Here is a 23107-nt window from a genome sequence, read left to right on the forward strand (position 1 = left end):
GCTTAACGCAAGCCGCGTTTGGCTTCATCCAGTTCGCGGATGTACTTGAAGATTTTGCGGCTGGCGGCAGGTGGTTTGCTTTGTGCGGCTTCATGCTGCGCCTGGCGAATCAACTGGCGCAGGTGCTGGCGGTCCGCATCGGGGTAATCGCCAACGAAGCTGTCCAGTACGGCGTCATCGCCACCCAGGAGGCGGTCGCGCCAGCGTTCCAGGCCGTGAAAGCGTTCGTTGTACTGGCGCGTGGAGGCGTCCAACTGGTCGATCAGGGTCAGGATGGCGTCGATGTCCTGATCACGCATCAGCTTGCCGATGAACAGGATGTGCCGCTTACGGGCGATATTGGCCGTGTGCTTGGGTGCATCGGCCAGTGCTCGGCGCAGGCCGTCGGTGAGGGGCAGGCGGTTAAGCAGGTCGGGTTTGAGGGTGGTCAGGCGTTCGCCTAGATCCACCAGCGCATGCAGTTCGCGCTTGACCTGGGTTTTACTCTTCTCTTCGGAGAAGTCGTCGAGATAGTCAGACATGGGGCTGATCCAATGGGAAACGCTGCCATGATAACCAGACAAAGGCCGGCGGTCTTGGCTGAATGTAGTGAAGAATGAACTGGAGAGAAATATGAACGCATCGGCAACCGTTGGCCCGCAGGCCCTGCCGGAGCTGCAGCAGCAGGTTGAGCAGATTATCGCCGAGGCCGCCCGCCAAGGTGCTAGCGCCTGCGAGGTGGCGGTGTCCCTGGAGCAGGGGCTGTCGACCACGGTGCGCCAGGGCGAAGTGGAAACGGTGGAGTTCAATCGCGATCAGGGCTTTGGCATTACCCTCTACCTGGGGCAGCGCAAAGGCTCGGCCAGCACCTCGGCCAGTGGTGAGGCGGCTATTCGCGAAACCGTGGCCGCGGCCCTGGCGATTGCCCAGCATGCCTCCGCTGATGACTGTGCCGGCCTGGCTGACGCGGCGCTGATGGCCCGTGAGTTGCCGGAGTTGGACCTTTATCACCCCTGGTCGATTACGCCGGAACAGGCGATTGAGCAGGCGCTGCGCTGCGAGGCGGCGGCGTTTGCCGCCGATCAGCGGATCAAGAATGCCGATGGCACCACGCTCAACACCCATCAGGGCTGCCGGGTGTATGGCAATAGTCATGGCTTTATCGGCGGTTACGCCAGCACCCGGCATAGTTTGAGCTGCGTGATGATTGCCGAAGCTGACGGCCTGATGCAGCGCGACTACTGGTACGACGTCAATCGCCAGGGCGAGTTGCTGGCGGACGCCGCGGGTATTGGCCAGCGCGCGGCGTTGCGTGCGGTCAGCCGTCTTGGCGCGCGACCTGTGCCGACCTGCGAGGTGCCGGTGCTGTTTGCTGCAGAAGTGGCCACGGGCTTGTTCAGTCACTTTCTCGCGGCGATTTCTGGCGGCAATCTGTATCGCAAATCCTCCTTTCTGGAGGGCACGTTGGGTCAGCAATTGTTTCCCGACTGGTTGCGCCTGGATGAGCGTCCGCATATCCCGAGGGCTCTGGGCAGCGCCACTTTCGATGGTGATGGCCTGGCTACGTACGCCAAGGCGTTTGTCGACGGCGGCATCCTGCAGTCTTACATCCTTGGCACTTATGCCGGGCGTAAGCTGGGCTTGCCGAGCACGGCCAACTCCGGCGGCGTGCACAACCTGTTTGTCAGCCATGGTACGGACGACCAGGCAGCGCTGCTTAAACGCATGGGCCGCGGCCTGCTGGTGACCGAGTTGATGGGGCAGGGCTTGAACATGGTTACTGGCGACTATTCGCGCGGTGCGGGTGGCTACTGGGTGGAAAACGGGGAAATCCAGTTCCCGGTCCAGGAGGTCACGATTGCCGGCAACCTGCGCGATATGTTCAAGCAGATAGTTGCGGTGGGCAGTGATCTGGAACTGCGCAGCAACATCCGTACGGGTTCGGTGCTGATCGAGAAAATGACGGTGGCGGGCAGTTAAGGCGGGCTGACGAAGGCGAGTAAGGTTTACTCGCCTTCGTCGAAGTAGTTGTTGATCAGTTCGATCACGGCGGTGAGGGCTTCATCTTCCTGTTCACCGCTGGTGGACAGGTGAATGCTCGTGCCTTTACCGGCAGCCAGCATCATCACGGCCATGATGCTTTTACCGTCCACCAGGCTTTCTGGCGTGCGGCCCAGGCGTACCTGGCAGGGGAAGCGCCCGGCGACGCCAACGAACTTTGCTGCAGCGCGGGCGTGCAGGCCAAGTTTGTTGATGATAGTGATTTCGCAGGCGGGCATGACGCGTTGCTTCCTTTTAGCTGAGGTCGCGGTGGCGAACCTGAAGGTTTTTCAGTTGCGGCTTTAGGGTCTTCCCCAGGCGCTCCGCCAGGTAGACCGAGCGGTGATGGCCGCCGGTACAGCCGATGGCGATGGTCACATAGGCTCGGTTGCTGGCGGCAAAGCGCGGTAGCCACTTGTACAGGTATGCGTGGATATCGGTGTACATCTCATCCACGTCAGCCTGGGCCGCCAGGTAGTCGATTACCGGCTGATCCAGCCCGGAATGGGCGCGCAGCTCGGGCTTCCAATAGGGGTTGGGCAGGCAGCGCACATCGAACACCAAGTCGGCGTCCACAGGCATGCCGCGCTTGAAGCCGAAGGATTCGATCAGAAAGGCAGTACCCGGCTCTGGCTTGTTCAACAGGCGTAGCTTGAGGCTGTCGCGCAGTTGATAAAGGTTGAGGTGGGTGGTGTCGATCTTCAGGTCGGCCAGGTCGCTGATGGGCTCCAATAACAGGGACTCATCGCGGATGGCTTCGGCCAGCGAGCGGCTTTCGTCGGTCAGTGGGTGGCGCCGACGCGTCTCGGAGAAGCGCTTGAGCAGGGTCTCTTCGTCGGCATCCAGGTAGAGCACGTCGCACTGGATATGCCGGGCCCGGACTTCGGCCAGCAGTTCAGGAAAACGCTGCAAGTGTGTCGGCAGGTTGCGCGCGTCGATAGACACAGCCACCTGCGGTTGCAGCACTTCGGTGTGCAGCAAGGCGCGCTCAGCCAGCTCGGGAAGCAGGCCAGCCGGCAGGTTGTCGATGCAGTAAAAGCCGTTGTCCTCGAGAACATCAAGGGCGGTGCTCTTGCCCGAGCCGGAACGTCCGCTGACGATGATCAGGCGCATGTTCAGTGACCGTTCTGCGCGTCCACTACGACCTGGTACAGAGCCTCACTGCTCTGGGCCTGGCGTAGGCGCTCACGAACCTCACTACGGTCGAGCATGCTGGCGATCTGGCGCAGCAGCTCCAGGTGTTCATCAGTTGCTGCCTCTGGAACCAGCAAGACAAACAGCAGGTCCACCGGCGCACCGTCAATGGCGTCAAAATCGACAGCACTGTCCAGATGCAACACGGCACTCAGTGGTGCATGACAGCCAGGCAGGCGGCAGTGCGGAATGGCAATACCATTGCCAAAACCGGTCGAGCCGAGCTTTTCCCGGGCTATCAGGCTTTCGAAGATGTCCTGTTCATCCAGTTCGGGCAGCTCGGTGGCTACCAGGCTGGCAATCTGTTCAAGGACGCGTTTTTTGCTGCCGCCCGGCACGCTCACCAAGGAGCGGCCGGGGGTCAGGATATTTTCAAGTCGGATCATAGGAAGGGGGGAGTGTCAGCGGACAGTAGCGCCCTGCAGACGTTCTAGCTGTTTTTCCTTGTGCTTGATCAGTTGACGGTCGAGTTTGTCAGCGAGCAGGTCGATCGCTGCATACATGTCTTCGTGCTCGGCGTTGGCGACGACTTCGGCGCCAGCGACGTGCAGGGTGGCTTCAATTTTCTGCTTGAGTTTTTCGACCGCCATGGTCACCTGAACATTGGTGATTCGGTCGAAGTGACGTGACAATCGGGCGAACTTTTCGTCGATGTAGTCACGCAGGGCGTCGGTCACATCCAGTTGGTGTCCACTGATGTTGACTTGCATACCGCATTCTCCTTGTTGCCGTGTGTAAGTAACAGGCTAGCAGGCCTGTCACCGGAAACACTGTGGCGTTGCTCAAGTCGTCTCAGATAAGTCGTTTACGTTCGCTGGAAGGCGCTATCCCGAGGGATTCACGGTACTTGGCTACGGTTCGACGGGCGACTTGAATGCCTTGTGCTTCCAGTAAACCAGCGATCTTGCTGTCACTCAACGGCTTTTTCTGATTTTCCGCGGCCACCAGTTTTTTGATGATGGCGCGGATCGCGGTGGACGAGCATTCGCCGCCTTCCGAGGTGCTGACGTGGCTGGAAAAGAAGTATTTCAGCTCGTAAATACCGCGTGGGGTGTGCATGAATTTCTGCGTGGTCACCCGCGAAATAGTCGACTCGTGCATACCCACGGCTTCAGCAATGTCGTGCAGAACCAGAGGTTTCATGGCCTCGTCGCCATACTCGAGAAAGCCGCGCTGGTGCTCGACGATCTGGGTCGCAACCTTCATCAGGGTTTCGTTGCGGCTTTGCAGGCTCTTGATGAACCAGCGCGCTTCCTGCAATTGGTTGCGCATAAAGGTGTTGTCGGTACTGGAGTCCGCGCGACGGACGAAGCCTGCGTATTGCGGGTTGACCCGCAGGCGCGGCACGGCCTCCTGGTTGAGTTCTACCAGCCAGCGCTCGTTGTGCTTGCGCACGAGCACGTCGGGGACCACATATTCCGGTTCGTTCGCCGAGATCTGCGAGCATGGACGCGGGTTGAGGCTCTGGATCAGTTCGATGACCTGGCGCAGGTCGTCTTCCTTGAGCTTCAAACGGCGCATCAACTGGCTGTAGTCGCGACTGCCGAGCAGGTCGAGGTAGTCGCCGGTGAGGCGCTTGGCTTCGGTAAGCCAGGGCGTATCGGCATCCAGTTGGCGCAGTTGCAGGAGCAGGCATTCGCGCAGGTCGCGGGCACCGACGCCGGCGGGTTCGAATTGCTGGATGCGATGCAGCACCGCCTCGACTTCGTCCAGTTCGATATCCAGTTCGGGGTCGAAGGCTTCGAGCACTTCTTCGAGGCTTTCTTCGAGGTAGCCCTGGTTGTTGATGCAGTCGATCAGGGTGACCGCAATCAGGCGATCGGTATCGGACATCGGCGCCAGATTCAGCTGCCAGAGCAGGTGTGCCTGCAGGCTCTCACCGGCGGAGGTGCGGGTGGTGAAGTCCCACTCATCATCGTCGCTGTTGCTTGGCAAGCTGCTGGCGCTGGTTTGGTAGATGTCTTCCCAGGATGTGTCGACGGGCAGTTCGTTGGGAATGCGCTCGCCCCAGTCGCCTTCATCGAGGCTGTCGACTGTCGGTGCGGTTTCCTGGTGGTCGGGCTGCTCGGGTGCGCTGGCGGCTTGTACATGCTCGACGTTATCGGCCATGGGGTCGGCGTTGTCGAAATCTTCACCTTCTTCCTGGCGTTCGAGCATCGGATTGGACTCCAGGGCCTCCTGGATCTCTTGCTGCAGATCCAGGGTAGACAGTTGGAGCAAGCGGATGGCCTGTTGCAGCTGCGGTGTCATCGTCAGCTGCTGGCCCATCTTGAGGACTAGCGATGGTTTCATGGCAGGCTAAGAACCTTATTCGCCGGCGCAAAGGCGCATTGACTACGAGGGCGCATCAGGCGCCCGCAATAAGCAAATTATATGCCTGACCTTGAAGGATTTCCCTGTCTAGCGCAACCGATCCATGGCTGAAGGTCGGGTCGTTACAGGCGGAACTCATGGCCCAGGTAGACGTCTTTCACCAGTTGGTTGGCCAGGATGGTTTCGGCATCGCCTTCGGCAATCAGCTGACCGTCGTTAACGATGTAAGCGGTTTCGCAGATGTCCAGGGTTTCACGCACGTTGTGATCGGTGATCAAAACACCGATGCCTTTGGCCTTTAGCTGGTGAATGATCTGCTTGATATCGCCGACGGAAATCGGGTCGACACCGGCAAAGGGTTCATCCAGCAAAATAAACTTGGGATCGCTGGCCAGGGCGCGCGCGATCTCAACCCGGCGTCGCTCGCCACCGGACAGGCTCATGCCCAGGTTGTCGCGGATATGGGTGATGTGGAATTCCTGCAGGAGGCTTTCCAGGCTCTGGCGTCGGCCGCTGCGATCAAGGTCTTTGCGCGTTTCGAGGATGGCCATGATGTTGTCGGCCACCGTCAGCTTGCGAAAGATCGAGGCTTCCTGGGGCAGATAGCCGATGCCAGCTAGGGCGCGGCCATGCATGGGCAGGAAGGTCACATCTTGCTGGTCGATCAGCACGCGGCCCTGATCGGCGGCGACGAGGCCGACAATCATATAGAAACAGGTGGTTTTGCCGGCGCCATTGGGGCCCAGTAGGCCGACGATCTGCCCGCTCTCGATGGACAGGCTGACGTCGCGCACGACTTGGCGGCCTTTATAGCTTTTGGCCAGGTGTTGGGCTTTAAGAGTGGCCATTACTGCGCCTGCTGTTCGGCGGGTTTGCTCTTCGGCTGGATCACCATGTCGATGCGTGGGCGCGGCGAGGTGATGGCACTGCCGTTGGCGCGCCCGGCGTTGACGATCTGGCGTTTGGTGTCATAGACGATTTTCTCGCCTTCGAAGGTGTTGCCTTCCTGAATCACCTTGGCCTGGTCGATCAGTACGATACGCTCATTGCTGGCGTAGTACTGGATGGTCAGGCCATAGGCTTGCACCAACTGCTTGTCGACGGCAGGTTTTTGTTCGTAATAGGCGGGCTTGCCGACGGCGGTGAACACGTCGATATCGCCTTGCGGGGTTTGGGTGATGGTCACGGTGTCGCCGGTGATCTTCAGGCTGCCTTGAGTAATCACTACGCCGCCGCGATAGACGGCCACGCCTTGTTTATCGTCGAGTTCGGCACTGTCGGCCTGCACGCGAATCGGTTGCTCGCGATCAGTGGGCAAGGCCCAGGTGCCGGCGCTGGTGAAGGCGGCGCTCAGGCTGAGCAGCAGGGAGAAGGTTTTAACGAACCTCATGTTGGCCTCTTACGTTGGACAGCAGGAGCATCCTGCCGTCATTCAAGTACGCTTTCATTCCTTGTGCCGTGGTCACTCCATTGGCGGCCTCGATTCTAACGGCTTGCTGGGTCTGCGCATATTCTTTGTCCGGGAATACGGTCAGACGGCTGCTGGTCAGGATCGTCGGTCGGCCTTTGGCGTCGGTGCGTGCCACGCGCACGTTATCAATCAGTTCAACTTCTTTGCCGCCGGGGGCAACTTCGCCGCGACTGCTTTGCACGTGCCAGGGTTGTACGTTGCCGCGGTAAAGCAATAAGTCGGGATTAGTCAGCAGGGTGAGATCGCTGGCTTTGATGTGCTCCAGTTTGTCGCTGGTCATCACATGGTCGAGCGAGCCGTCGGCCTGAAACTGGGTGCTTTTGGCGTTGATGACGTAGAAGTCGATCGCGTTAGCGTCGCTGGCGCTCGGCGGGTTGCGGTTGAAGCTTTCCGGGCGAATGTTCCAGTAGCCCACCGCCGCCAACAGGGCGGCAATGAGGGTAAAGATCAGCGGGCGGCGCAGTTTGCTCAGCATGGTCAGCTCTACAGGTAGGCGTCGAGGGCAGCGTCGAGGCTACCTTGGGCGCGCATGATCAGTTCGCAGAATTCGCGTGCGGCGCCTTCACCACCTCGGGCTTCGGTCACACCATGGGCATGCTGGCGGACAAAGCCGGCGGCATTGGCCACGGCCATGCCCAGGCCGACGCGGCGGATGACGGGCAGGTCAGGCAAGTCGTCGCCCAGATAAGCCACTTGAGCGTAGTTCAGGCCGAGTTCGCCGAGCAGTTCGTCCAGCACCACCAATTTATCTTCGCGGCCCTGATACAGATGCTGGATACCCAGGTTGTTGGCGCGCTTTTCCACTACGGGTGTGCTGCGGCCGCTGATGATGGCGGTGCGCACCCCGGAGTTGATCAGCATCTTTATGCCTTGGCCGTCGAGGGTGTTGAAGGTTTTGAACTCACTGCCGTCGGTCAGAAAATACAGGCGGCCGTCGGTGAGGACGCCGTCGACGTCAAAGATCGCTAGTTTGATTGCCTTGGCACGTTGCTGCAGGTCTTGGTTCATTACATCACTCCGGCGCGTAGCAGGTCGTGCATGTTCAGGGCGCCTACCGGGCGGTCCTGGTCGTCGACCACTACCAGCGAGTTGATCTTGTGATCTTCCATGATTTTCAGGGCTTCAGCGGCGAGCATGTCTGGTCGGGCGGTTTTGCCGTGGACGGTCATGACATCATCAATGCTGGCCTTGAGCACGTCGACGCCGCGATCCAGGGTGCGCCGCAGATCGCCGTCGGTAAACACACCGGCCAGGTTGCCGTCGGCCTGCAGGACCACGGTCATGCCCAGGCCTTTCTGGGTCATTTCCAGCAGTGCATCGCGCAGTGAGGTACCGCGAAGCACACGTGGCAGACTGTCGCCGCTGTGCATCACGTGCTCGACTTTCAGCAGCAGGCGACGGCCCAGGGCGCCACCCGGATGGGAAAACGCGAAGTCTTCGGCGGTAAAGCCGCGGGCTTCCAGTAGGGCGATGGCCAGGGCGTCGCCCAGTACCAGCGAGGCGGTGGTCGAGGAGGTGGGTGCCAGGTTCAGGGGGCAGGCTTCCTGGCTGATGCGTGCATCCAAGTTGACTTCGGCCGCTTTGGCCAAAGGTGATTCAGGGTTGCCGGTCATGCTGATCAGGGTAATGCCGAGGCGCTTGATCAGTGGCAGCAGGGTGACGATCTCGGCCGTGGAACCTGAGTTGGACAGGGCCAGGACCACGTCGTCGCGGGTGATCATGCCCATGTCGCCGTGGCTGGCTTCGGCCGGGTGCACAAAGAATGCAGTGGTGCCGGTGCTGGCCAGGGTGGCGGCGATCTTGTTGCCGATATGCCCGGATTTGCCCATGCCGACCACCACGACCCGGCCTTTGCTCGCCAGGATCAGCTCGCAGGCGCGGACAAAATTCGCGTCAATGCGCGCAAGCAAACCCTCCACCGCTTCGATTTCGAGGCGAATGGTGCGTTGGGCGGACTGGATCAAGTCGCTGGACTGGCTCATGGGGTCGGAGTACCGGGCGATTAAAAGCCGGCGATTATAGCGGCAAAGGCGCTTGGGCTCACCCTTGTTTGTCGTAGGGGGTAAATGCCGGCTTGGGCAGCGGTTTGTGCCTTGGGTGGTCTGTGGGTCGATGGTATAGTGCGCGGCTTGTTTATGGAGGCAGGCTGGCCCCGACGATGGGCGAGTGTCCTGCAAGGCGGGCACGACGTCAGTAATGACGGCAGCATAAGGAGTCCAGATGAGTGCCGAGAATGCCAATGCGGTCGAACTGAAGGGTGTGACCTTTCAGCGTGGCGCACGCAAGATTTTCAATAACGTCGATATCTTTATCCCGCGCGGCAAGGTCACCGGCATCATGGGGCCTTCCGGTTGCGGCAAGACGACCCTGCTGCGCCTGATTGCCGCCCAACTCAAACCGTCCCAAGGCGAAGTATGGGTCGACGGCAAGAACCTGCCGACCCTGTCGCGGGCTGAACTGTTCGACATGCGCAAGCAGATGGGTGTGCTGTTTCAGAGCGGCGCCCTGTTTACCGATCTGGATGTGTTCGAGAACGTGGCGTTTCCGCTGCGCGTGCACACCAAACTGCCTGAAGAGATGATCCGCGACATCGTGCTGATGAAGTTGCAGGCTGTAGGCTTGCGCGGGGCCATCGAGCTGACGCCGGATGAACTGTCCGGCGGCATGAAGCGCCGTGTGGCATTGGCGCGGGCTATTGCTCTGGATCCGCAGATTCTGATGTACGACGAGCCGTTTGTCGGTCAAGACCCGATCGCCATGGGCGTGCTGGTGCGCCTGATCCGCCTACTCAATGATGCCCTGGGGATCACCAGTATCGTGGTCTCCCATGACCTGGCGGAAACCGCCAGCATCGCCGACTACCTGTATGTGGTGGGTGATGGTCAGGTGCTCGGTCAGGGCACGCCGGACGAGTTGATGAACTCGGACAATCCGCGTATTCGTCAGTTTATGCAGGGCACGCCAGATGGCCCGGTGCCGTTTCATTATCCGGCACCCAATTACCGCGACGATCTTTTGGGGGGGCGCTGATGCGCAGTTTGCCAACACTTGAGCGGATTCGTCTGTTCGGGCGCGCCGGCATTGAGGTGGTCGAGGCCCTAGGCCGCTCCACACTATTTTTGCTACACGCGTTGCTGGGCCGAAATGGCCTGGGCAGTGGCTTTCAATTGCTGGTTAAGCAACTGTATTCGGTAGGTGTGTTGTCGCTGCCGATCATCATTGTGTCCGGGGTTTTTATCGGCATGGTGCTGGCGCTGCAGGGCTACAACATTCTGGTGGATTACGGTTCCGAACAGGCGGTAGGGCAGATGGTGGCCCTGACCTTGCTGCGTGAGCTGGGTCCGGTGGTCACCGGCTTGCTGTTTGCTGGGCGTGCGGGCTCGGCGTTGACCGCCGAAATTGGCAACATGAAGTCCACCGAGCAGTTGTCCAGTCTGGAAATGATCGGTGTAGACCCGCTCAAGTACATCATTGCTCCGCGCCTGTGGGCCGGCTTCATCTCCATGCCGTTACTGGCGCTGATCTTCAGCGTGGTTGGTATCTGGGGTGGCGCCATGGTCGCGGTTGACTGGCTGGGCGTTTATGAAGGCTCGTTCTGGGGCAATATGCAGAACAGCGTGAACTTCCATGAAGACGTGCTCAACGGCGTGATCAAGAGCATTGTCTTTGCCTTTGTGATCACCTGGATTGCCGTGTTCCAAGGCTATGACTGTGAGCCGACCTCGGAAGGCATCAGTCGTGCGACAACCAAAACCGTGGTCTACGCCTCTTTGGCGGTACTGGGCCTGGACTTTATTTTGACTGCCTTAATGTTTGGAGACTTCTGATGCAAACCCGCACCCTGGAAATCGGTGTTGGCCTGTTTCTCCTGGCTGGATTGCTGGCTTTGTTGTTACTGGCCCTGCGCGTCAGCGGCTTGTCGGTAGCCGACAGTGCTGACACCTACAAGCTGTATGCGCACTTCGACAATATTGCCGGCCTGACCGTGCGCGCCAAGGTCACCATGGCCGGCGTCACTATCGGTAAAGTCACTGCTATCGATCTCGACCGCGACAGCTATACCGGTCGGGTGACCATGGAAGTGCAGAAGCGCGTGGATAACCTGCCTACCGACTCCACCGCGTCGATCCTTACGGCCGGCCTGCTCGGTGAGAAGTACATCGGCATCAGTGTAGGGGGGGAAGAGGCGCTGCTTAAAAATGAGGGCACCATTCGCGACACCCAATCGGCGCTGGTGCTGGAAGACCTGATCGGCAAGTTCCTGCTCAATACCGTGAACAAGGACAGCAAATAATGGGAGTGCTCAACATGCGTTCGTTCCTTTGTCGTGGCCTGCTGGTGTTGCTGGCTGCCCTGCCGTTGTTTGCCAGTGCCCAGACGGCGCATCAGGTGGTGCAACAGACCACCGAGCAGCTGCTGGCCGATTTGAAGACTAATCGTCAGGTTTACCAGGGCAACCCCAACGCCTTTTATGATGCGCTCAATCGCATCATCGGCCCGGTGGTGGATGCCGACGGTATTTCCCGCAGCATCATGACCGTCAAGTATTCACGTGGCGCGTCGCCTGAGCAGTTGCAGCGCTTTCAGGATAACTTCAAGCGCAGCCTGATGCAGTTCTACGGCAATGCCTTGCTGGAGTACGACAACCAGGAAATTCGCGTGTTGCCGGCGCGCATGGAAGACCCTGAACGCGCCAGCGTAGGCATGGAAGTCAAGGACAGCAAGGGCACCATCTACCCGGTTTCCTACACCATGGTCAGCCTCAATGGCCAGTGGATGCTGCGTAACGTGATTATCAACGGCATCAACGTCGGCAAGCTGTTCCGTGACCAGTTCGCCGATGCCATGCAGCGCAATGGCAACAATCTCGACAAGACCATCGACGGCTGGGCTGAAGTGGTCGCCAAGGCCAAGCAAAGCGAAGCCGCACAGGCCAGCGGCACATGAGTGCGGCCAGCATCAGCCTCGCGCCCTCTGGTGAGTTGCTGCTTGCCGGTGTGCTGGATTATCGCAGCGGCCCAGCCTTGCGCGAGGCGGGCGGCAAGCTGATCGCCACGCACCCAGCCGCAGCGTTGAGCCTCAATTGCGCGGCGGTGGAGAAATCCAGCAGCGTCGGCTTGGCCCTGGTGCTGGCGTTTATGCGCGATGCGCAGGCTGCAGGTAAATCCCTGGTGGTCTGTCAGGTGCCGGCGGATATGCGCGAAATCGCCCAGGTCTGCGAGTTGACTGAGGTGTTGCCGCTGCAGGCATAAGCAAGAATTGTCTGGCCCACCGGTCAGTGAACCTAGGGTCTGTTGCCGTTTCATTCGCAGCCGCGCCGGAGTCTGTTTTTGCGCGAGGTAAGGCGCGAGGAGCGCGATTTGGTTGTTCCAAATAAGCGACGAGTAACGCCGCCTCGCGCAAAAACAGGCCCGGCCCTTCGGGTTGCGCGAGAAATGGCCACCGCTGTTGTTGCAGGACTTGCTAAGGGAATAACCATTACTTGCGTCCTGCGCCTAACCGGGGACCATTTCTCGCAGCAACGCGGTTTGCGATGAAACGGCAACAGACCCTCGTAACGGGGTTCGCAGGCCGGGGGCTTTTTTGTATGATGGCCGACCCCGCGCGCGTAGGGCGCCGATAGAGGTTGAGCATGCAGGCCGTAGAAGTGAAAAGCCTCCTGGAGGCAAAACTGCCGGATACCCAGGTAGAGGTAGAAGGGGAAGGCTGTAGCTTCCAGTTGAATCTGATCAGCGACGCCCTGGCCAGTCTGAGCCCAGTCAAGCGTCAGCAACAGGTTTATGCCCACCTGAACGCCTGGATCGCCGATGGCAGTATCCACGCCGTGACCATGAAATTCTTCAGCCGCGCCGCTTGGGCGGAGCGCACCTGAGCCTGCGGGCGATGAGACTCCTATGGATAAATTGATTATTACTGGCGGCATTCGTCTTGATGGCGAAATCCGCATCTCCGGGGCGAAAAACGCCGCCCTGCCGATTCTGGCTGCCACCTTGCTGGCCGATGGCCCGGTGACCGTGTGCAACCTGCCGCACCTGCACGACATCACCACCATGATCGAGCTGTTCGGTCGCATGGGCATTGAGCCGGTGATCGACGAGAAGCTCAGCGTCGAAATCGACCCGCGCAGCATCAAGACCCTGATCGCACCCTACGAGCTGGTGAAAACCATGCGCGCCTCGATCCTCGTGCTCGGCCCTCTGGTTGCGCGCTTCGGTGAGGCTGAAGTGGCACTGCCTGGCGGTTGCGCCATTGGTTCGCGTCCGGTCGACCTGCACATCCGTGGTCTTGAAGCCATGGGCGCGAAGATCGACGTGGAAGGCGGCTATATCAAGGCCAAGGCGCCGGAAGGTGGCTTGCGCGGTGCGCACTTCTTCTTCGATATCGTCAGCGTGACAGGTACCGAAAACATCATGATGGCCGCTGCGCTGGCCAAGGGCCGTTCGGTGCTGGAAAACGCCGCTCGCGAACCTGAGGTGGTCGACCTGGCCAACTTCATCAATGCCATGGGTGGCAAGATCTCCGGTGCTGGCACCGACACCATCACCATTGATGGCGTTGAGCGTCTGCACGGGGCTACTTACAGCGTGATGCCTGACCGGATCGAAACCGGCACCTACCTGGTGGCCGCTGCCGTTACCGGTGGCCGAGTCAAGGTCAAGGATACTGATCCGACCATCCTCGAAGCTGTGTTGCACAAGCTGGAAGAAGCAGGTGCTGAAGTCACCACCGGCAGCAACTGGATCGAGCTGAACATGCATGGCAAGCGGCCGAAAGCTGTGAACCTGCGTACCGCACCGTATCCTGCGTTCCCGACCGACATGCAGGCGCAGTTCATCTCCCTGAATGCGATTGCCGAAGGTACTGGCGCAGTGATCGAGACGGTATTCGAAAACCGTTTCATGCACGTCTATGAAATGAACCGTATGGGCGCGCAGATTCTGGTCGAGGGCAACACCGCCATCGTTACTGGTGTCGAGAAGCTCAAAGGCGCCCCAGTGATGGCCACCGACCTGCGGGCTTCGGCCAGCCTGGTGATCAGTGCCCTGGTAGCCGAAGGCGATACCCTGATCGACCGAATCTACCACATCGACCGTGGTTACGAGTGCATCGAGGAAAAGCTGCAGTTGCTGGGTGCCAAAATCCGCCGCGTGCCGGGCTAACAGCTCATTGAGTGAAAAGCCGGTCTGCGGGCCGGCCATGCGCTAACCAGAACCACGCGCCAAAGGATTCCTGTTTCATGCTGACCATCGCCCTGTCCAAAGGTCGGATCCTCGACGATACCCTGCCGCTGCTGGCGGCGGCTGGTATTGCGCCGACCGAAAACCCGGATAAAAGTCGCAAGCTGATCATCCCCACCACCCTGGAGGATGTGCGCCTGCTGATCGTGCGTGCCACCGATGTGCCGACCTATGTTGAGCACGGCGCCGCCGATCTCGGCGTGGCCGGCAAGGACGTGTTGATGGAGTACGGCGGCCAGGGTTTGTACGAGCCCCTGGATCTGCAGATTGCCAAGTGCAAGCTGATGACCGCCGGTGCCGTTGGCGTGCCCGAGCCCAAAGGCCGGCTGCGCGTGGCGACCAAGTTCGTCAATGTGGCCAAGGCGTACTACGCGGCCCAAGGCCGTCAGGTCGAGGTGATCAAGCTGTACGGCTCCATGGAGCTGGCACCGCTGGTTGGCCTGGCTGACAAGATCATCGACGTGGTCGATACCGGCAACACCTTGCGTGCCAACGGTCTGGAAGCCCAGGAGTTGATTGCCCACGTCAGCTCGCGACTGATCGTCAACAAGGCGTCGATGAAGATGCAGCACGCCCGCATCCAGGCGCTGATCGACACCTTGCGCGACGCGGTCGAGTCCCGACACCCCCGCTAATACCCCTGGCGCGGCAATTCGCCGCGTTTGCCTATCCGTGTCATAGCCAATTTTCTCGGGCGTCCATGCGGTGGGCTTGGTAGCTTAGCGACGCCCGAGCATTTGCCAATTTATGAGGCCCGCTATGACCGCTCCTATCGCTATTCGCCGACTCAACGCTGCCGATGCCGATTTCGCCCAGCATCTGGACCATCTGCTGAGCTGGGAAAGCGTGTCCGACGACGCGGTCAACCAGCGGGTGCTGGAGATCATTCGTGCCGTGCGCGAGCGTGGCGATGCTGCGCTGGTTGAACTGACCCAGCGCTTTGATGGTTTGGAAGTGGCCAGCATGGCCGACCTGATCCTGCCGCGCGAGCGCCTGGAGCTGGCCCTGACGCGCATTACCGCGGCCCAGCGCGAAGCCCTGGAAAAAGCCGCCGAGCGCGTGCGCCTCTACCACGAGCGGCAGAAGCAGAACTCCTGGACTTACACCGAGGCCGACGGCACGGTGCTTGGCCAGCAGGTCACGCCACTGGATCGCGCCGGCCTGTATGTGCCGGGCGGCAAGGCCACCTATCCGTCCTCGGTGCTGATGAACGCCATTCCCGCCAAGGTCGCCGGTGTCGCCGAGGTGGTCATGGTGGTGCCGACTCCCCGCGGCGAAATCAATGAAATGGTCCTGGCCGCCGCCTGCATCGCGGGTGTCGATCGGGTGTTCACCATTGGTGGCGCCCAGGCCGTGGCGGCATTGGCCTATGGCACCGAGAGCGTGCCGCCGGTGGACAAGATCGTCGGCCCCGGCAACATCTACGTGGCCACCGCCAAACGGCACGTGTTCGGTAAGGTCGGCATCGACATGATCGCCGGACCGTCGGAGATTCTGGTGGTTTGCGATGGTCAGACCGATCCGGACTGGATCGCCATGGACCTTTTCTCCCAAGCTGAGCACGACGAAGACGCTCAGGCGATTCTGGTCAGCCCGGACGCGGCCTTTCTCGATCAAGTCGCTGCCAGCATTGCCAAGCTGCTGCCGACCATGGAGCGTGCCGAGATTATCAATGCCTCGATCGTTGCCCGTGGTGCGCTGATTCAGGTGGCGGACATGGCTCAGGCCATCGAGGTGGCCAATCGCATTGCGCCCGAGCACTTGGAGTTGTCGGTCGCCAACCCTGAGCAGTACTTGCCGCAGATCCGTCACGCCGGGGCGATCTTTATGGGCCGTTATACCGCCGAGGCCCTGGGTGATTACTGCGCCGGGCCGAACCACGTGTTGCCGACCTCGGGCACCGCGCGCTTCTCCTCGCCGCTGGGGGTGTATGACTTCCAGAAGCGTTCGTCGATCATCTATTGCTCGGCTGCCGGTGCCTCCGAGCTGGGCAAGGTGGCCTCGGTACTCGCCCGTGGTGAGTCGCTGACTGCCCACGCCCGCAGCGCCGAATACCGTATTGCGCCTGACGCTGAGGGGAAATAAGCATGAGCAAATTCTGGAGTCCCTTCGTCAAGGATCTGGTGCCCTACGTGCCCGGTGAGCAGCCCAAGCTGGCCAAGCTGGTCAAGCTCAACACCAACGAAAATCCTTATGGCCCATCGCCCAAGGCGCTGGCAGCCATGCAGGCGGAATTGAATGACGACCTGCGCCTGTATCCCGATCCCAACAGCGATCGCCTCAAGCAGGCGGTGGCCGATTACTACGGGGTAGAGACTGCCCAGGTGTTTGTCGGCAATGGTTCCGATGAAGTGCTGGCCCATGCGTTCCATGGCCTGTTCCAACACGGCCAGCCGTTGTTGTTTCCGGATATCAGCTACAGCTTCTATCCGGTCTACTGCGGTCTGTATGGCATTCCGTTCGAGGCGGTGGCCCTGGACGAGCAGCTGCAGATTCGCGTTGAGGATTACGCGCGGCCTAACGGCGGCATCGTGTTCCCCAACCCGAATGCCCCCACTGGTTGTCTGCTGGCCCTAGAGGCCATCGAGCGCCTGCTCAAGGCCAACCCGGATACCGTGGTGCTGGTTGACGAGGCCTATATCGACTTCGGTGGCGTCAGCGCCATTAGCCTGGTCAATCAGTACCCGAACCTGCTGGTGACCCAGACGTTGTCGAAGTCGCGCTCGCTGGCGGGGCTGCGTGTCGGCTTAGCAGTGGGCCATCCGGATCTGATCGAGGCACTGGAGCGGATCAAGAATAGCTTCAACTCCTACCCGTTGGATCGCATGGCGATTGCCGGTGCGGCAGCGGCATTCGAAGATCAGGCTTACTTCGCCCACACCTGCCAGTTGGTGATCGACAGCCGTGAGGCGCTGGTCCAAGCCTTGACCGGGCAGGGCTTCGAGGTGCTGCCGTCGGCGGCCAACTTCGTCTTCGCTCGTCATCCGCAGCAGGATGCTGCCGCGCTGGCGGCGGGTCTGCGCGAGCACGGGGTGATCGTGCGGCACTTCAAACAGGCGCGTATCGCCCAGTTCCTGCGCATCAGCATCGGCACGCCGGAGCAGAATCAGGCGCTGTTGGATGCCTTAGCTGTGTGCCTGGCCTGAGTAACGGCACCATAAAAAACGGCGCCCTCGGGCGCCGTTTTTTATGGTGCCGAGACTTATTTGTTCTCGTTACTGCTGACCGGCGGGCGCAAGCCAATTTCGGTGCGCAGCTCCAGTGCCTGGCCATTGCGCACGATGGCGATGCTCACCTCTTCGCCGGGCTTGGCTTGGGCCACCAGGTTCATGCTCTTGCGCCCGTCGCTGGCGGGCTGGCCATCGATGCTGAGGATGATATCGCCGGGCTGCAGGTTGGCCCGCTCGGCTGGGCTGTTGCGGTAGATCGCCGCCACCACGATGCCGGGACGGCCTTCCAGGCCGAAAGATTCGGCCAGCTCTGGGGTCAGCGGTTGCACTTCGATACCCAGCCAGCCACGAATCACCCGACCGTGTTCGATGATGGCGTTCATCACTTCCAGGGCCAGTTTGCTCGGAATGGCAAAGCCGATGCCTTGCGAGCCGCCGGATTTGGAGAAAATCGCGGTATTGATGCCGATCAGATTGCCCAGTGCATCCACCAAGGCACCACCGGAGTTGCCGGGGTTAATCGCGGCGTCGGTCTGGATAAAATCCTCGTAGGTGTTCAAGCCCAGCTGGTTACGCCCGGTGGCGCTGATAATGCCCATGGTCACGGTCTGGCCAACACCGAAGGGGTTGCCGATGGCCAGCGCCACGTCGCCGATCTGGATCTTGTTGGAGTGGCCGAGGGTGATGGCGGGCAGGTCGGGGAGGTCAATCTTGAGCACCGCCAGGTCGGTTTCCGGGTCGCTGCCGATGACTTTGGCCAGGGTTTCGCGGCCATCCTTGAGGGCCACGATAATCTGGTCGGCACCGCTGACCACGTGGTTGTTGGTCAACAGATAGCCTTCCGGGCTCATGATCACCGCCGAACCCAGGCTTGACTCCATGCGCCGCTGTTTGGGCAGGTTGTCGCCATAAAAGTGCTGGTACTGCGGATCATTGGCCAGCGGCGAGGCCGGCTTGCTCACCACTTTGGTGGTGTACAGGTTGGCCACCGCCGGCGCGGCGTTGCCCACGGCCTCGGCATAGGACACCGGGCCTTGCTGCAGCAGGCCATAGCTCGGCGCTTGCTGCAGGTGCACGTCCTGGCGCGGCAGGCCGACCCACTCGGGGTAGCGCTGGATGATCAGCAGGGCGGCGAGCACGCCGACCAGTAACGGCCAGCCAAAAAATCGCAGGGCCTTGGGCATGGAATGAATCCTGAGGGTTGCGAGGGCCGGAGGCGGCCCTTAAGGTGGCGCCATTATAGAGAGCCCGGTGCTTAGGCAAATAGCCTGTTTGCCGGCTTTGTCGACAGTTTTGGAGAACCTTTGCCATGGCCATTGCCCTGACCACCCTGGTGGAAGAAGCCGAGCGTTACCTGAATGCCGCGCGCATCAGCGATTACTGCCCCAATGGTCTGCAAGTGGAGGGGCGGCCGCAGGTGCGGCGTATCGTCAGCGGCGTGACTGCCAGTCAGGCGCTGCTGGATGCGGCCGTGGAAGCCGATGCCGATGTGGTGCTGGTGCATCACGGCTACTTCTGGAAGGGCGAGAATCCTTGCATTACCGGGATCAAGCAGCGCCGTTTGAAGACATTGCTGAGCCACGACATCAGCCTGCTGGCCTATCACCTGCCCCTGGATGTGCATCCCGAGGTGGGCAACAACGTACAGCTGGCGCGCCAGCTCGACCTCATTGTTGAAGGCCCGCTGGAGGCCGATAACCCGCGCAGTGTCGGTTTGGTCGGCGCGCTGGCCGAGCCCATGAGCGGCCGCGACTTTGCCCGCAAGGTCCATGACGTGCTGGGGCGTGAGCCGTTGCTGATTGAGGGTGACGGCCTGATTCACCGGGTTGGTTGGTGCACCGGTGGTGGTCAGGGCTACATCGACCAGGCGATTGCCGCCGGTGTCGATCTGTACCTGACCGGCGAGGCCTCAGAGCAGACCGTGCACAGCGCGCGGGAAAACGGCATCAGCTTTATTGCCGCCGGCCATCACGCCACCGAGCGCTATGGGGTGCAGGCCCTGGGCGATTATCTGGCCCGGCGCTTTGCCCTCGAACACCTGTTTATCGACTGCCCAAACCCCGTTTAAGGGGAATATGGCTAGAACCTTTAGATCTAACTAGGCGCCTGATTAGAAGCAGGTGCTGTGCTAAAGTTCGCGCCTCGTCCACGGCCCGCCGGCCGTCCTATTGCCAATGTGAGTAGCCATGCTCGACAAAATGACGCATCTGAAACAGCTGGAGGCGGAAAGCATCCACATCATCCGCGAGGTCGCCGCCGAGTTTGATAATCCGGTGATGCTCTATTCCATCGGTAAAGATTCCGCCGTAATGCTGCACCTGGCCCGCAAGGCGTTCTTCCCCGGCAAGCTGCCGTTCCCGGTGATGCATGTGGATACTCGCTGGAAGTTCCAGGAGATGTATTCGTTCCGCGAGAAAATGGTCAAGGAATATGGCCTGGAGTTGATTACTCACATCAACCCCGATGGCGTGGCGCAGAACATTAACCCGTTCACCCACGGCAGCGCCAAGCACACCGACATCATGAAAACCGAGGGCTTGAAGCAGGCCCTGGACAAGTACGGCTTTGATGCTGCCTTCGGTGGCGCGCGCCGCGACGAAGAGAAATCCCGCGCCAAGGAGCGTGTGTACTCGTTCCGCGACAGCAAGCACCGCTGGGACCCAAAGAACCAGCGCCCTGAGCTGTGGAATGTGTACAACGGCAAGGTCAACAAGGGCGAGTCGATCCGCGTGTTCCCGCTGTCGAACTGGACCGAGTTGGACATCTGGCAATACATCTATCTGGAAGGCATCCCGATCGTGCCGCTGTACTTCGCCGCCGAACGCGACGTGATCGAGAAGAACGGCACCCTGATCATGATCGACGACGAGCGCATCCTTGAGCACCTCAGCGATGAGGACAAGGCCCGTATCGTCAAGAAGAAGGTGCGTTTCCGTACCCTCGGCTGCTACCCGCTGACCGGCGCGGTGGAGTCCGAGGCCACCAGCCTCACCGATATCATTCAGGAAATGCTCTTGGCTCGAACCTCCGAGCGTCAGGGTCGCGTGATCGACCATGACGGTGCCGGTTCGATGGAAGACAAAAAACGCCAGGGCTATTTCTAAGTAGGGTTTTTATATGTCGCACCAAGACGATTTGATCAGCGAAGACATCCAGGCCTACCTGGCACAACATGAGCGCAAAGAGCTGCTGCGCTTCCTCACCTGCGGCAACGTTGACGACGGCAAGAGCACCCTGATTGGGCGCCTGTTGCATGACTCGAAGATGATCTACGAAGACCATCTGGAAGCCATCACCAAAGACTCGAAGAAGGTCGGCACCACTGGTGAAGACATCGACCTGGCGCTGCTGGTGGATGGTCTGCAGGCTGAGCGCGAGCAGGGCATCACCATCGACGTGGCGTACCGCTATTTCAGCACCGCCAAACGCAAGTTCATCATCGCCGACACCCCCGGCCATGAGCAGTACACCCGCAACATGGCCACGGGAGCCTCCACCTGCGACCTGGCGATCATCCTGATCGACGCCCGCTACGGTGTGCAGACCCAGACCAAACGTCACAGCTTTATCGCCTCCCTGCTGGGCATCAAACACATCGTCGTCGCCATCAACAAGATGGACCTCAAAGGCTTCGATGAGGCGGTGTTCGAGCAGATTAAGGCCGATTACCTGGAATTTGCCGAGGGCATCGCGCTCAAGCCAAGCTCGCTGCACTTCGTGCCGATGTCGGCGCTGAAGGGCGACAACGTGGTCAACAAATCCGAGCGTTCGCCGTGGTACAGCGGTCAGTCGCTGATGGAAATTCTCGAAACCGTGGAAGTGGCCGGTGATCGCAACTTCACCGATCTGCGTTTCCCGGTGCAGTACGTTAACCGTCCGAACCTGAACTTCCGCGGTTTCGCCGGCACCTTGGCCAGCGGCATCGTGCGCAAGGGTGACGAAGTCATAGTCCTGCCGTCGGGCAAGGGCAGCAAGATCAAGTCGATCGTCACCTTCGACGGTGAGTTGGAGCAGGCGGGTCCAGGCCAGGCCGTGACCCTGACCCTGGAAGACGAAATCGACGTGTCCCGTGGCGACCTGTTGGTGCATGCCGACAACCAGCCGCAGGTGACCGACAGTTTCGACGCCATGCTGGTGTGGATGGCTGAAGAGCCGATGCTGCCGGGCAAGAAGTACGACATCAAACGCGCCACCAGTTATGTGCCGGGCTCGATTGCCAGCATCCACAACCGTGTTGACGTGAACACCCTGGAAGAAGGCCCGGCCAGCAGCCTGCAGTTGAACGAGATCGGTAAGGTCAAAGTCGCTCTGGATGCACCGATTGCCCTCGACGGTTACGCCAGTAACCGCACCACCGGTGCCTTTATCGTTATCGATCGTTTGACCAACGGTACCGTCGGCGCCGGCATGATCATCGCCGCGCCAGTGGGCGGTCAGGCGGGCAGTGGTCACCACGGCCAGTTGGCCCATGTGTCCACCGAGGAGCGTGCTGCGCGCTTCGGCCAGCAATCGGCCAGCGTGTTGTTCAGCGGCCTGTCGGGCGCCGGCAAGAGCACCCTGGCCTACGCCGTGGAGCGCAAGCTGTTCGATATGGGCCGTGCGGTCTACGTGTTGGATGGGCAGAACCTGCGCCGTGACCTGAACAAGGGCTTGCCCCAGGACCGTGCCGGTCGCAGTGAGAACTGGCGCCGTGCGGCGCAGGTGGCCAAGCAGTTCAACGAAGCTGGCATGCTGACGCTGGCAGCCTTTGTTGCGCCGGATGCCGAAGGTCGCGAACAGGCCAAGGCCATCATTGGTGCTGAGCGCTTGCTCACCGTTTATGTGCAGGCTTCGCCGCTCGCGTGCCGTGAGCGCGATCCGCAGGGGCTGTACGCCGCAGGTGGCGACAACATCCCTGGTGAGTCCTTCGCCTACGACATCCCGCTGGATGCCGATCTGGTGGTTGATACCCAGTCCACCTCGGTGGAAGAGGGCGTCAAGGCCGTGCTGGAGCTGCTGCGCAGTCGCGGCGCGATCTAATCGCCCGCCGATAAAAAAAACCGCCGGAAGGCGGTTTTTTTATGGCTGCGGTTCAGCGCTTCAGGACTTCTTGCTCTTCAGGCCAAAGCTTTCATCCAGCGTGCCGGTGGCGTCCGCGGGTTTTGGCGCGTAGTCCTTGGGCATCTCATTGTTGGCTGGTGGGGTCAGGCGCTCGCGCGGACCGTTGTGGTTGTCGTCACTGTGCAGGGCAGCAAGCAGGCGCTGCCGGGTGATTTCGTCCAATGCCAGGCGGTCGGCGCCCTCGGACAGGTGCTCCTGCACGTCCTGGTAACTCTGGGTCAGGCGCTTGACCAGGCTGGCGGTGGTGTTGAAGTGGGTGACCACTTCACTTTGGTAGCTGTTGAAGCGACCTTGAAGATCATCCAGCTGACGCTGCGTACGGCCGGGGGCGGCGTTGGGCAACAGGCGGGCGATCAAAAAACCGATGGCAATGCCGGTCAGCAATGCGAGGGCTGGCAGTAACCAGGCGGTGAGCGACTGTTCCACGAATCCTTCCTCTATAAGCGGCTTTGCTTTACGTTAACGGCTCGAACCTGCGCTGTATAGCGCAATGCAATGCCGGTGTGTGCATAGGTTATGCAGCTAGTGTGCATGCTTAATGCACCTAGTGTGCATGGCGCAGGCTGTCAGCTAGACGAGTCGACCCTACCTGGGGTCACGGA

Annotated in this window: 27 protein-coding genes; 14 read left to right on the forward strand and 13 right to left on the reverse strand. The window is 60.5% G+C overall.

All coding sequences use genetic code 11. The features are described from left to right. Positions 1-2 precede the first annotated feature (2 nt). Positions 3-521, reverse strand: a complete 519-nt coding sequence (gene yjgA, locus AC56DI_RS18295; protein WP_496347406.1) for a ribosome biogenesis factor YjgA — start codon at positions 519-521, stop codon at positions 3-5. Between the two features lie 91 nt (positions 522-612). Between yjgA and pmbA the strand changes: the two genes are divergently transcribed. Continuing rightward, positions 613-1959 carry a metalloprotease PmbA gene (gene pmbA, locus AC56DI_RS18300; protein ID WP_496347407.1) on the forward strand — a complete coding sequence of 449 codons (1347 nt, stop codon included), beginning with the start codon at positions 613-615 and terminating at the stop codon, positions 1957-1959. 26 nt (positions 1960-1985) lie between these two features. Here pmbA and AC56DI_RS18305 read toward each other — a convergent pair whose 3' ends face one another. The 10 genes from AC56DI_RS18305 to AC56DI_RS18350 form a co-directional block, all read right to left on the reverse strand. After that, complete coding sequence (locus AC56DI_RS18305) at positions 1986-2258, reverse strand: HPr family phosphocarrier protein (protein WP_324519452.1); 273 nt, start codon at positions 2256-2258, stop codon at positions 1986-1988. Between the two features lie 16 nt (positions 2259-2274). After that, the gene (rapZ, locus tag AC56DI_RS18310; RefSeq protein ID WP_496347408.1) at positions 2275-3132 is read right to left on the reverse strand and encodes an RNase adapter RapZ; all 858 of its coding nucleotides are present in this window, start codon (positions 3130-3132) and stop codon (positions 2275-2277) included. Positions 3133-3134: 2 nt separating this feature from the next. Beyond that, on the reverse strand, positions 3135-3599 hold the full coding sequence (gene ptsN, locus AC56DI_RS18315) for a PTS IIA-like nitrogen regulatory protein PtsN (protein ID WP_496347409.1): 465 nt from the start codon (positions 3597-3599) through the stop codon (positions 3135-3137). A 15-nt stretch (positions 3600-3614) separates the two neighbouring features. Further along, complete coding sequence (gene hpf / locus AC56DI_RS18320) at positions 3615-3923, reverse strand: ribosome hibernation-promoting factor, HPF/YfiA family (RefSeq protein ID WP_324519455.1); 309 nt, start codon at positions 3921-3923, stop codon at positions 3615-3617. 82 nt (positions 3924-4005) lie between these two features. Beyond that, positions 4006-5505 carry an RNA polymerase factor sigma-54 gene (locus AC56DI_RS18325; protein ID WP_496347410.1) on the reverse strand — a complete coding sequence of 500 codons (1500 nt, stop codon included), beginning with the start codon at positions 5503-5505 and terminating at the stop codon, positions 4006-4008. A 143-nt stretch (positions 5506-5648) separates the two neighbouring features. Continuing rightward, on the reverse strand, positions 5649-6374 hold the full coding sequence (gene lptB, locus AC56DI_RS18330; RefSeq protein ID WP_496347411.1) for an LPS export ABC transporter ATP-binding protein: 726 nt from the start codon (positions 6372-6374) through the stop codon (positions 5649-5651). Further along, positions 6374-6916 carry a lipopolysaccharide transport periplasmic protein LptA gene (lptA, locus tag AC56DI_RS18335; RefSeq protein ID WP_496347412.1) on the reverse strand — a complete coding sequence of 181 codons (543 nt, stop codon included), beginning with the start codon at positions 6914-6916 and terminating at the stop codon, positions 6374-6376. The genes lptB and lptA overlap by 1 nt, the downstream gene beginning before the upstream one ends. Next, positions 6903-7472: an LPS export ABC transporter periplasmic protein LptC gene (lptC, locus tag AC56DI_RS18340; protein ID WP_496347413.1), complete on the reverse strand. Its 570-nt coding sequence runs from the start codon at positions 7470-7472 to the stop codon at positions 6903-6905. The genes lptA and lptC overlap by 14 nt, the downstream gene beginning before the upstream one ends. Before the next feature lie 8 nt (positions 7473-7480). Continuing rightward, on the reverse strand, positions 7481-8005 hold the full coding sequence (locus tag AC56DI_RS18345; protein ID WP_496347414.1) for a KdsC family phosphatase: 525 nt from the start codon (positions 8003-8005) through the stop codon (positions 7481-7483). After that, positions 8005-8979, reverse strand: coding sequence for a KpsF/GutQ family sugar-phosphate isomerase (locus AC56DI_RS18350; protein WP_496347415.1), 975 nt, complete (start codon positions 8977-8979; stop codon positions 8005-8007). Before AC56DI_RS18350 ends, AC56DI_RS18345 begins: the two co-directional genes overlap by 1 nt. A gap of 238 nt (positions 8980-9217) precedes the next feature. Here AC56DI_RS18350 and AC56DI_RS18355 point away from each other — a divergent pair, with 238 nt between their 5' ends. The 10 genes from AC56DI_RS18355 (at position 9218) to hisC (ending at position 17381) form a co-directional block, all read left to right on the forward strand. Continuing rightward, positions 9218-10027, forward strand: a complete 810-nt coding sequence (locus tag AC56DI_RS18355) for an ATP-binding cassette domain-containing protein (RefSeq protein ID WP_496347416.1) — start codon at positions 9218-9220, stop codon at positions 10025-10027. After that, positions 10027-10824 (forward strand): lipid asymmetry maintenance ABC transporter permease subunit MlaE, encoded by a 798-nt coding sequence (gene mlaE / locus AC56DI_RS18360; RefSeq protein ID WP_496347417.1) that lies wholly within the window; start codon positions 10027-10029, stop codon positions 10822-10824. The genes AC56DI_RS18355 and mlaE overlap by 1 nt, the downstream gene beginning before the upstream one ends. After that, positions 10824-11291 carry an outer membrane lipid asymmetry maintenance protein MlaD gene (mlaD, locus tag AC56DI_RS18365; protein ID WP_324519464.1) on the forward strand — a complete coding sequence of 156 codons (468 nt, stop codon included), beginning with the start codon at positions 10824-10826 and terminating at the stop codon, positions 11289-11291. The genes mlaE and mlaD overlap by 1 nt, the downstream gene beginning before the upstream one ends. Positions 11292-11305: 14 nt before the next feature. After that, positions 11306-11944 carry an MlaC/ttg2D family ABC transporter substrate-binding protein gene (locus AC56DI_RS18370; protein WP_496347418.1) on the forward strand — a complete coding sequence of 213 codons (639 nt, stop codon included), beginning with the start codon at positions 11306-11308 and terminating at the stop codon, positions 11942-11944. Continuing rightward, a complete protein-coding gene (locus AC56DI_RS18375) occupies positions 11941-12249 on the forward strand; it encodes an STAS domain-containing protein (RefSeq protein ID WP_496347419.1) in 309 nt (102 codons plus the stop codon). The genes AC56DI_RS18370 and AC56DI_RS18375 overlap by 4 nt, the downstream gene beginning before the upstream one ends. A 380-nt stretch (positions 12250-12629) precedes the next feature. Further along, positions 12630-12869, forward strand: a complete 240-nt coding sequence (locus AC56DI_RS18380; RefSeq protein WP_422587886.1) for a BolA family protein — start codon at positions 12630-12632, stop codon at positions 12867-12869. Between the two features lie 22 nt (positions 12870-12891). After that, positions 12892-14157 carry a UDP-N-acetylglucosamine 1-carboxyvinyltransferase gene (murA, locus tag AC56DI_RS18385; protein WP_496347420.1) on the forward strand — a complete coding sequence of 422 codons (1266 nt, stop codon included), beginning with the start codon at positions 12892-12894 and terminating at the stop codon, positions 14155-14157. Positions 14158-14234: 77 nt separating this feature from the next. Continuing rightward, on the forward strand, positions 14235-14870 hold the full coding sequence (gene hisG / locus AC56DI_RS18390; protein WP_496347421.1) for an ATP phosphoribosyltransferase: 636 nt from the start codon (positions 14235-14237) through the stop codon (positions 14868-14870). A 124-nt stretch (positions 14871-14994) separates the two neighbouring features. Next, positions 14995-16320, forward strand: coding sequence for a histidinol dehydrogenase (gene hisD / locus AC56DI_RS18395; protein WP_496347422.1), 1326 nt, complete (start codon positions 14995-14997; stop codon positions 16318-16320). 2 nt (positions 16321-16322) lie between these two features. Further along, entirely contained in the window at positions 16323-17381 is a 1059-nt protein-coding gene (gene hisC, locus AC56DI_RS18400) for a histidinol-phosphate transaminase (protein WP_496347423.1), read from the forward strand. A gap of 56 nt (positions 17382-17437) precedes the next feature. On the opposite strand, the gene algW is transcribed toward hisC, so the two are convergent. Then, positions 17438-18589 carry a Do family serine endopeptidase AlgW gene (gene algW / locus AC56DI_RS18405; protein WP_496347424.1) on the reverse strand — a complete coding sequence of 384 codons (1152 nt, stop codon included), beginning with the start codon at positions 18587-18589 and terminating at the stop codon, positions 17438-17440. A gap of 125 nt (positions 18590-18714) precedes the next feature. Between algW and AC56DI_RS18410 the strand changes: the two genes are divergently transcribed. The 3 genes from AC56DI_RS18410 (at position 18715) to cysN (ending at position 22424) form a co-directional block, all read left to right on the forward strand. Then, positions 18715-19473 carry a Nif3-like dinuclear metal center hexameric protein gene (locus tag AC56DI_RS18410; protein WP_496347425.1) on the forward strand — a complete coding sequence of 253 codons (759 nt, stop codon included), beginning with the start codon at positions 18715-18717 and terminating at the stop codon, positions 19471-19473. 118 nt (positions 19474-19591) lie between these two features. After that, on the forward strand, positions 19592-20509 hold the full coding sequence (gene cysD / locus AC56DI_RS18415) for a sulfate adenylyltransferase subunit CysD (RefSeq protein ID WP_422587879.1): 918 nt from the start codon (positions 19592-19594) through the stop codon (positions 20507-20509). A 13-nt stretch (positions 20510-20522) separates the two neighbouring features. Further along, a complete protein-coding gene (gene cysN / locus AC56DI_RS18420) occupies positions 20523-22424 on the forward strand; it encodes a sulfate adenylyltransferase subunit CysN (RefSeq protein ID WP_496347426.1) in 1902 nt (633 codons plus the stop codon). A gap of 60 nt (positions 22425-22484) precedes the next feature. Here the strand turns inward: cysN and AC56DI_RS18425 are convergent, their stop codons facing one another. Further along, positions 22485-22931: a Z-ring associated ZapG family protein gene (locus tag AC56DI_RS18425; RefSeq protein WP_496347427.1), complete on the reverse strand. Its 447-nt coding sequence runs from the start codon at positions 22929-22931 to the stop codon at positions 22485-22487. Between the last annotated feature and the right edge of the window lie 176 nt (positions 22932-23107).

Source organism: Pseudomonas sp. BGA-UO-ETr-WB11 (assembly GCF_059567785.1).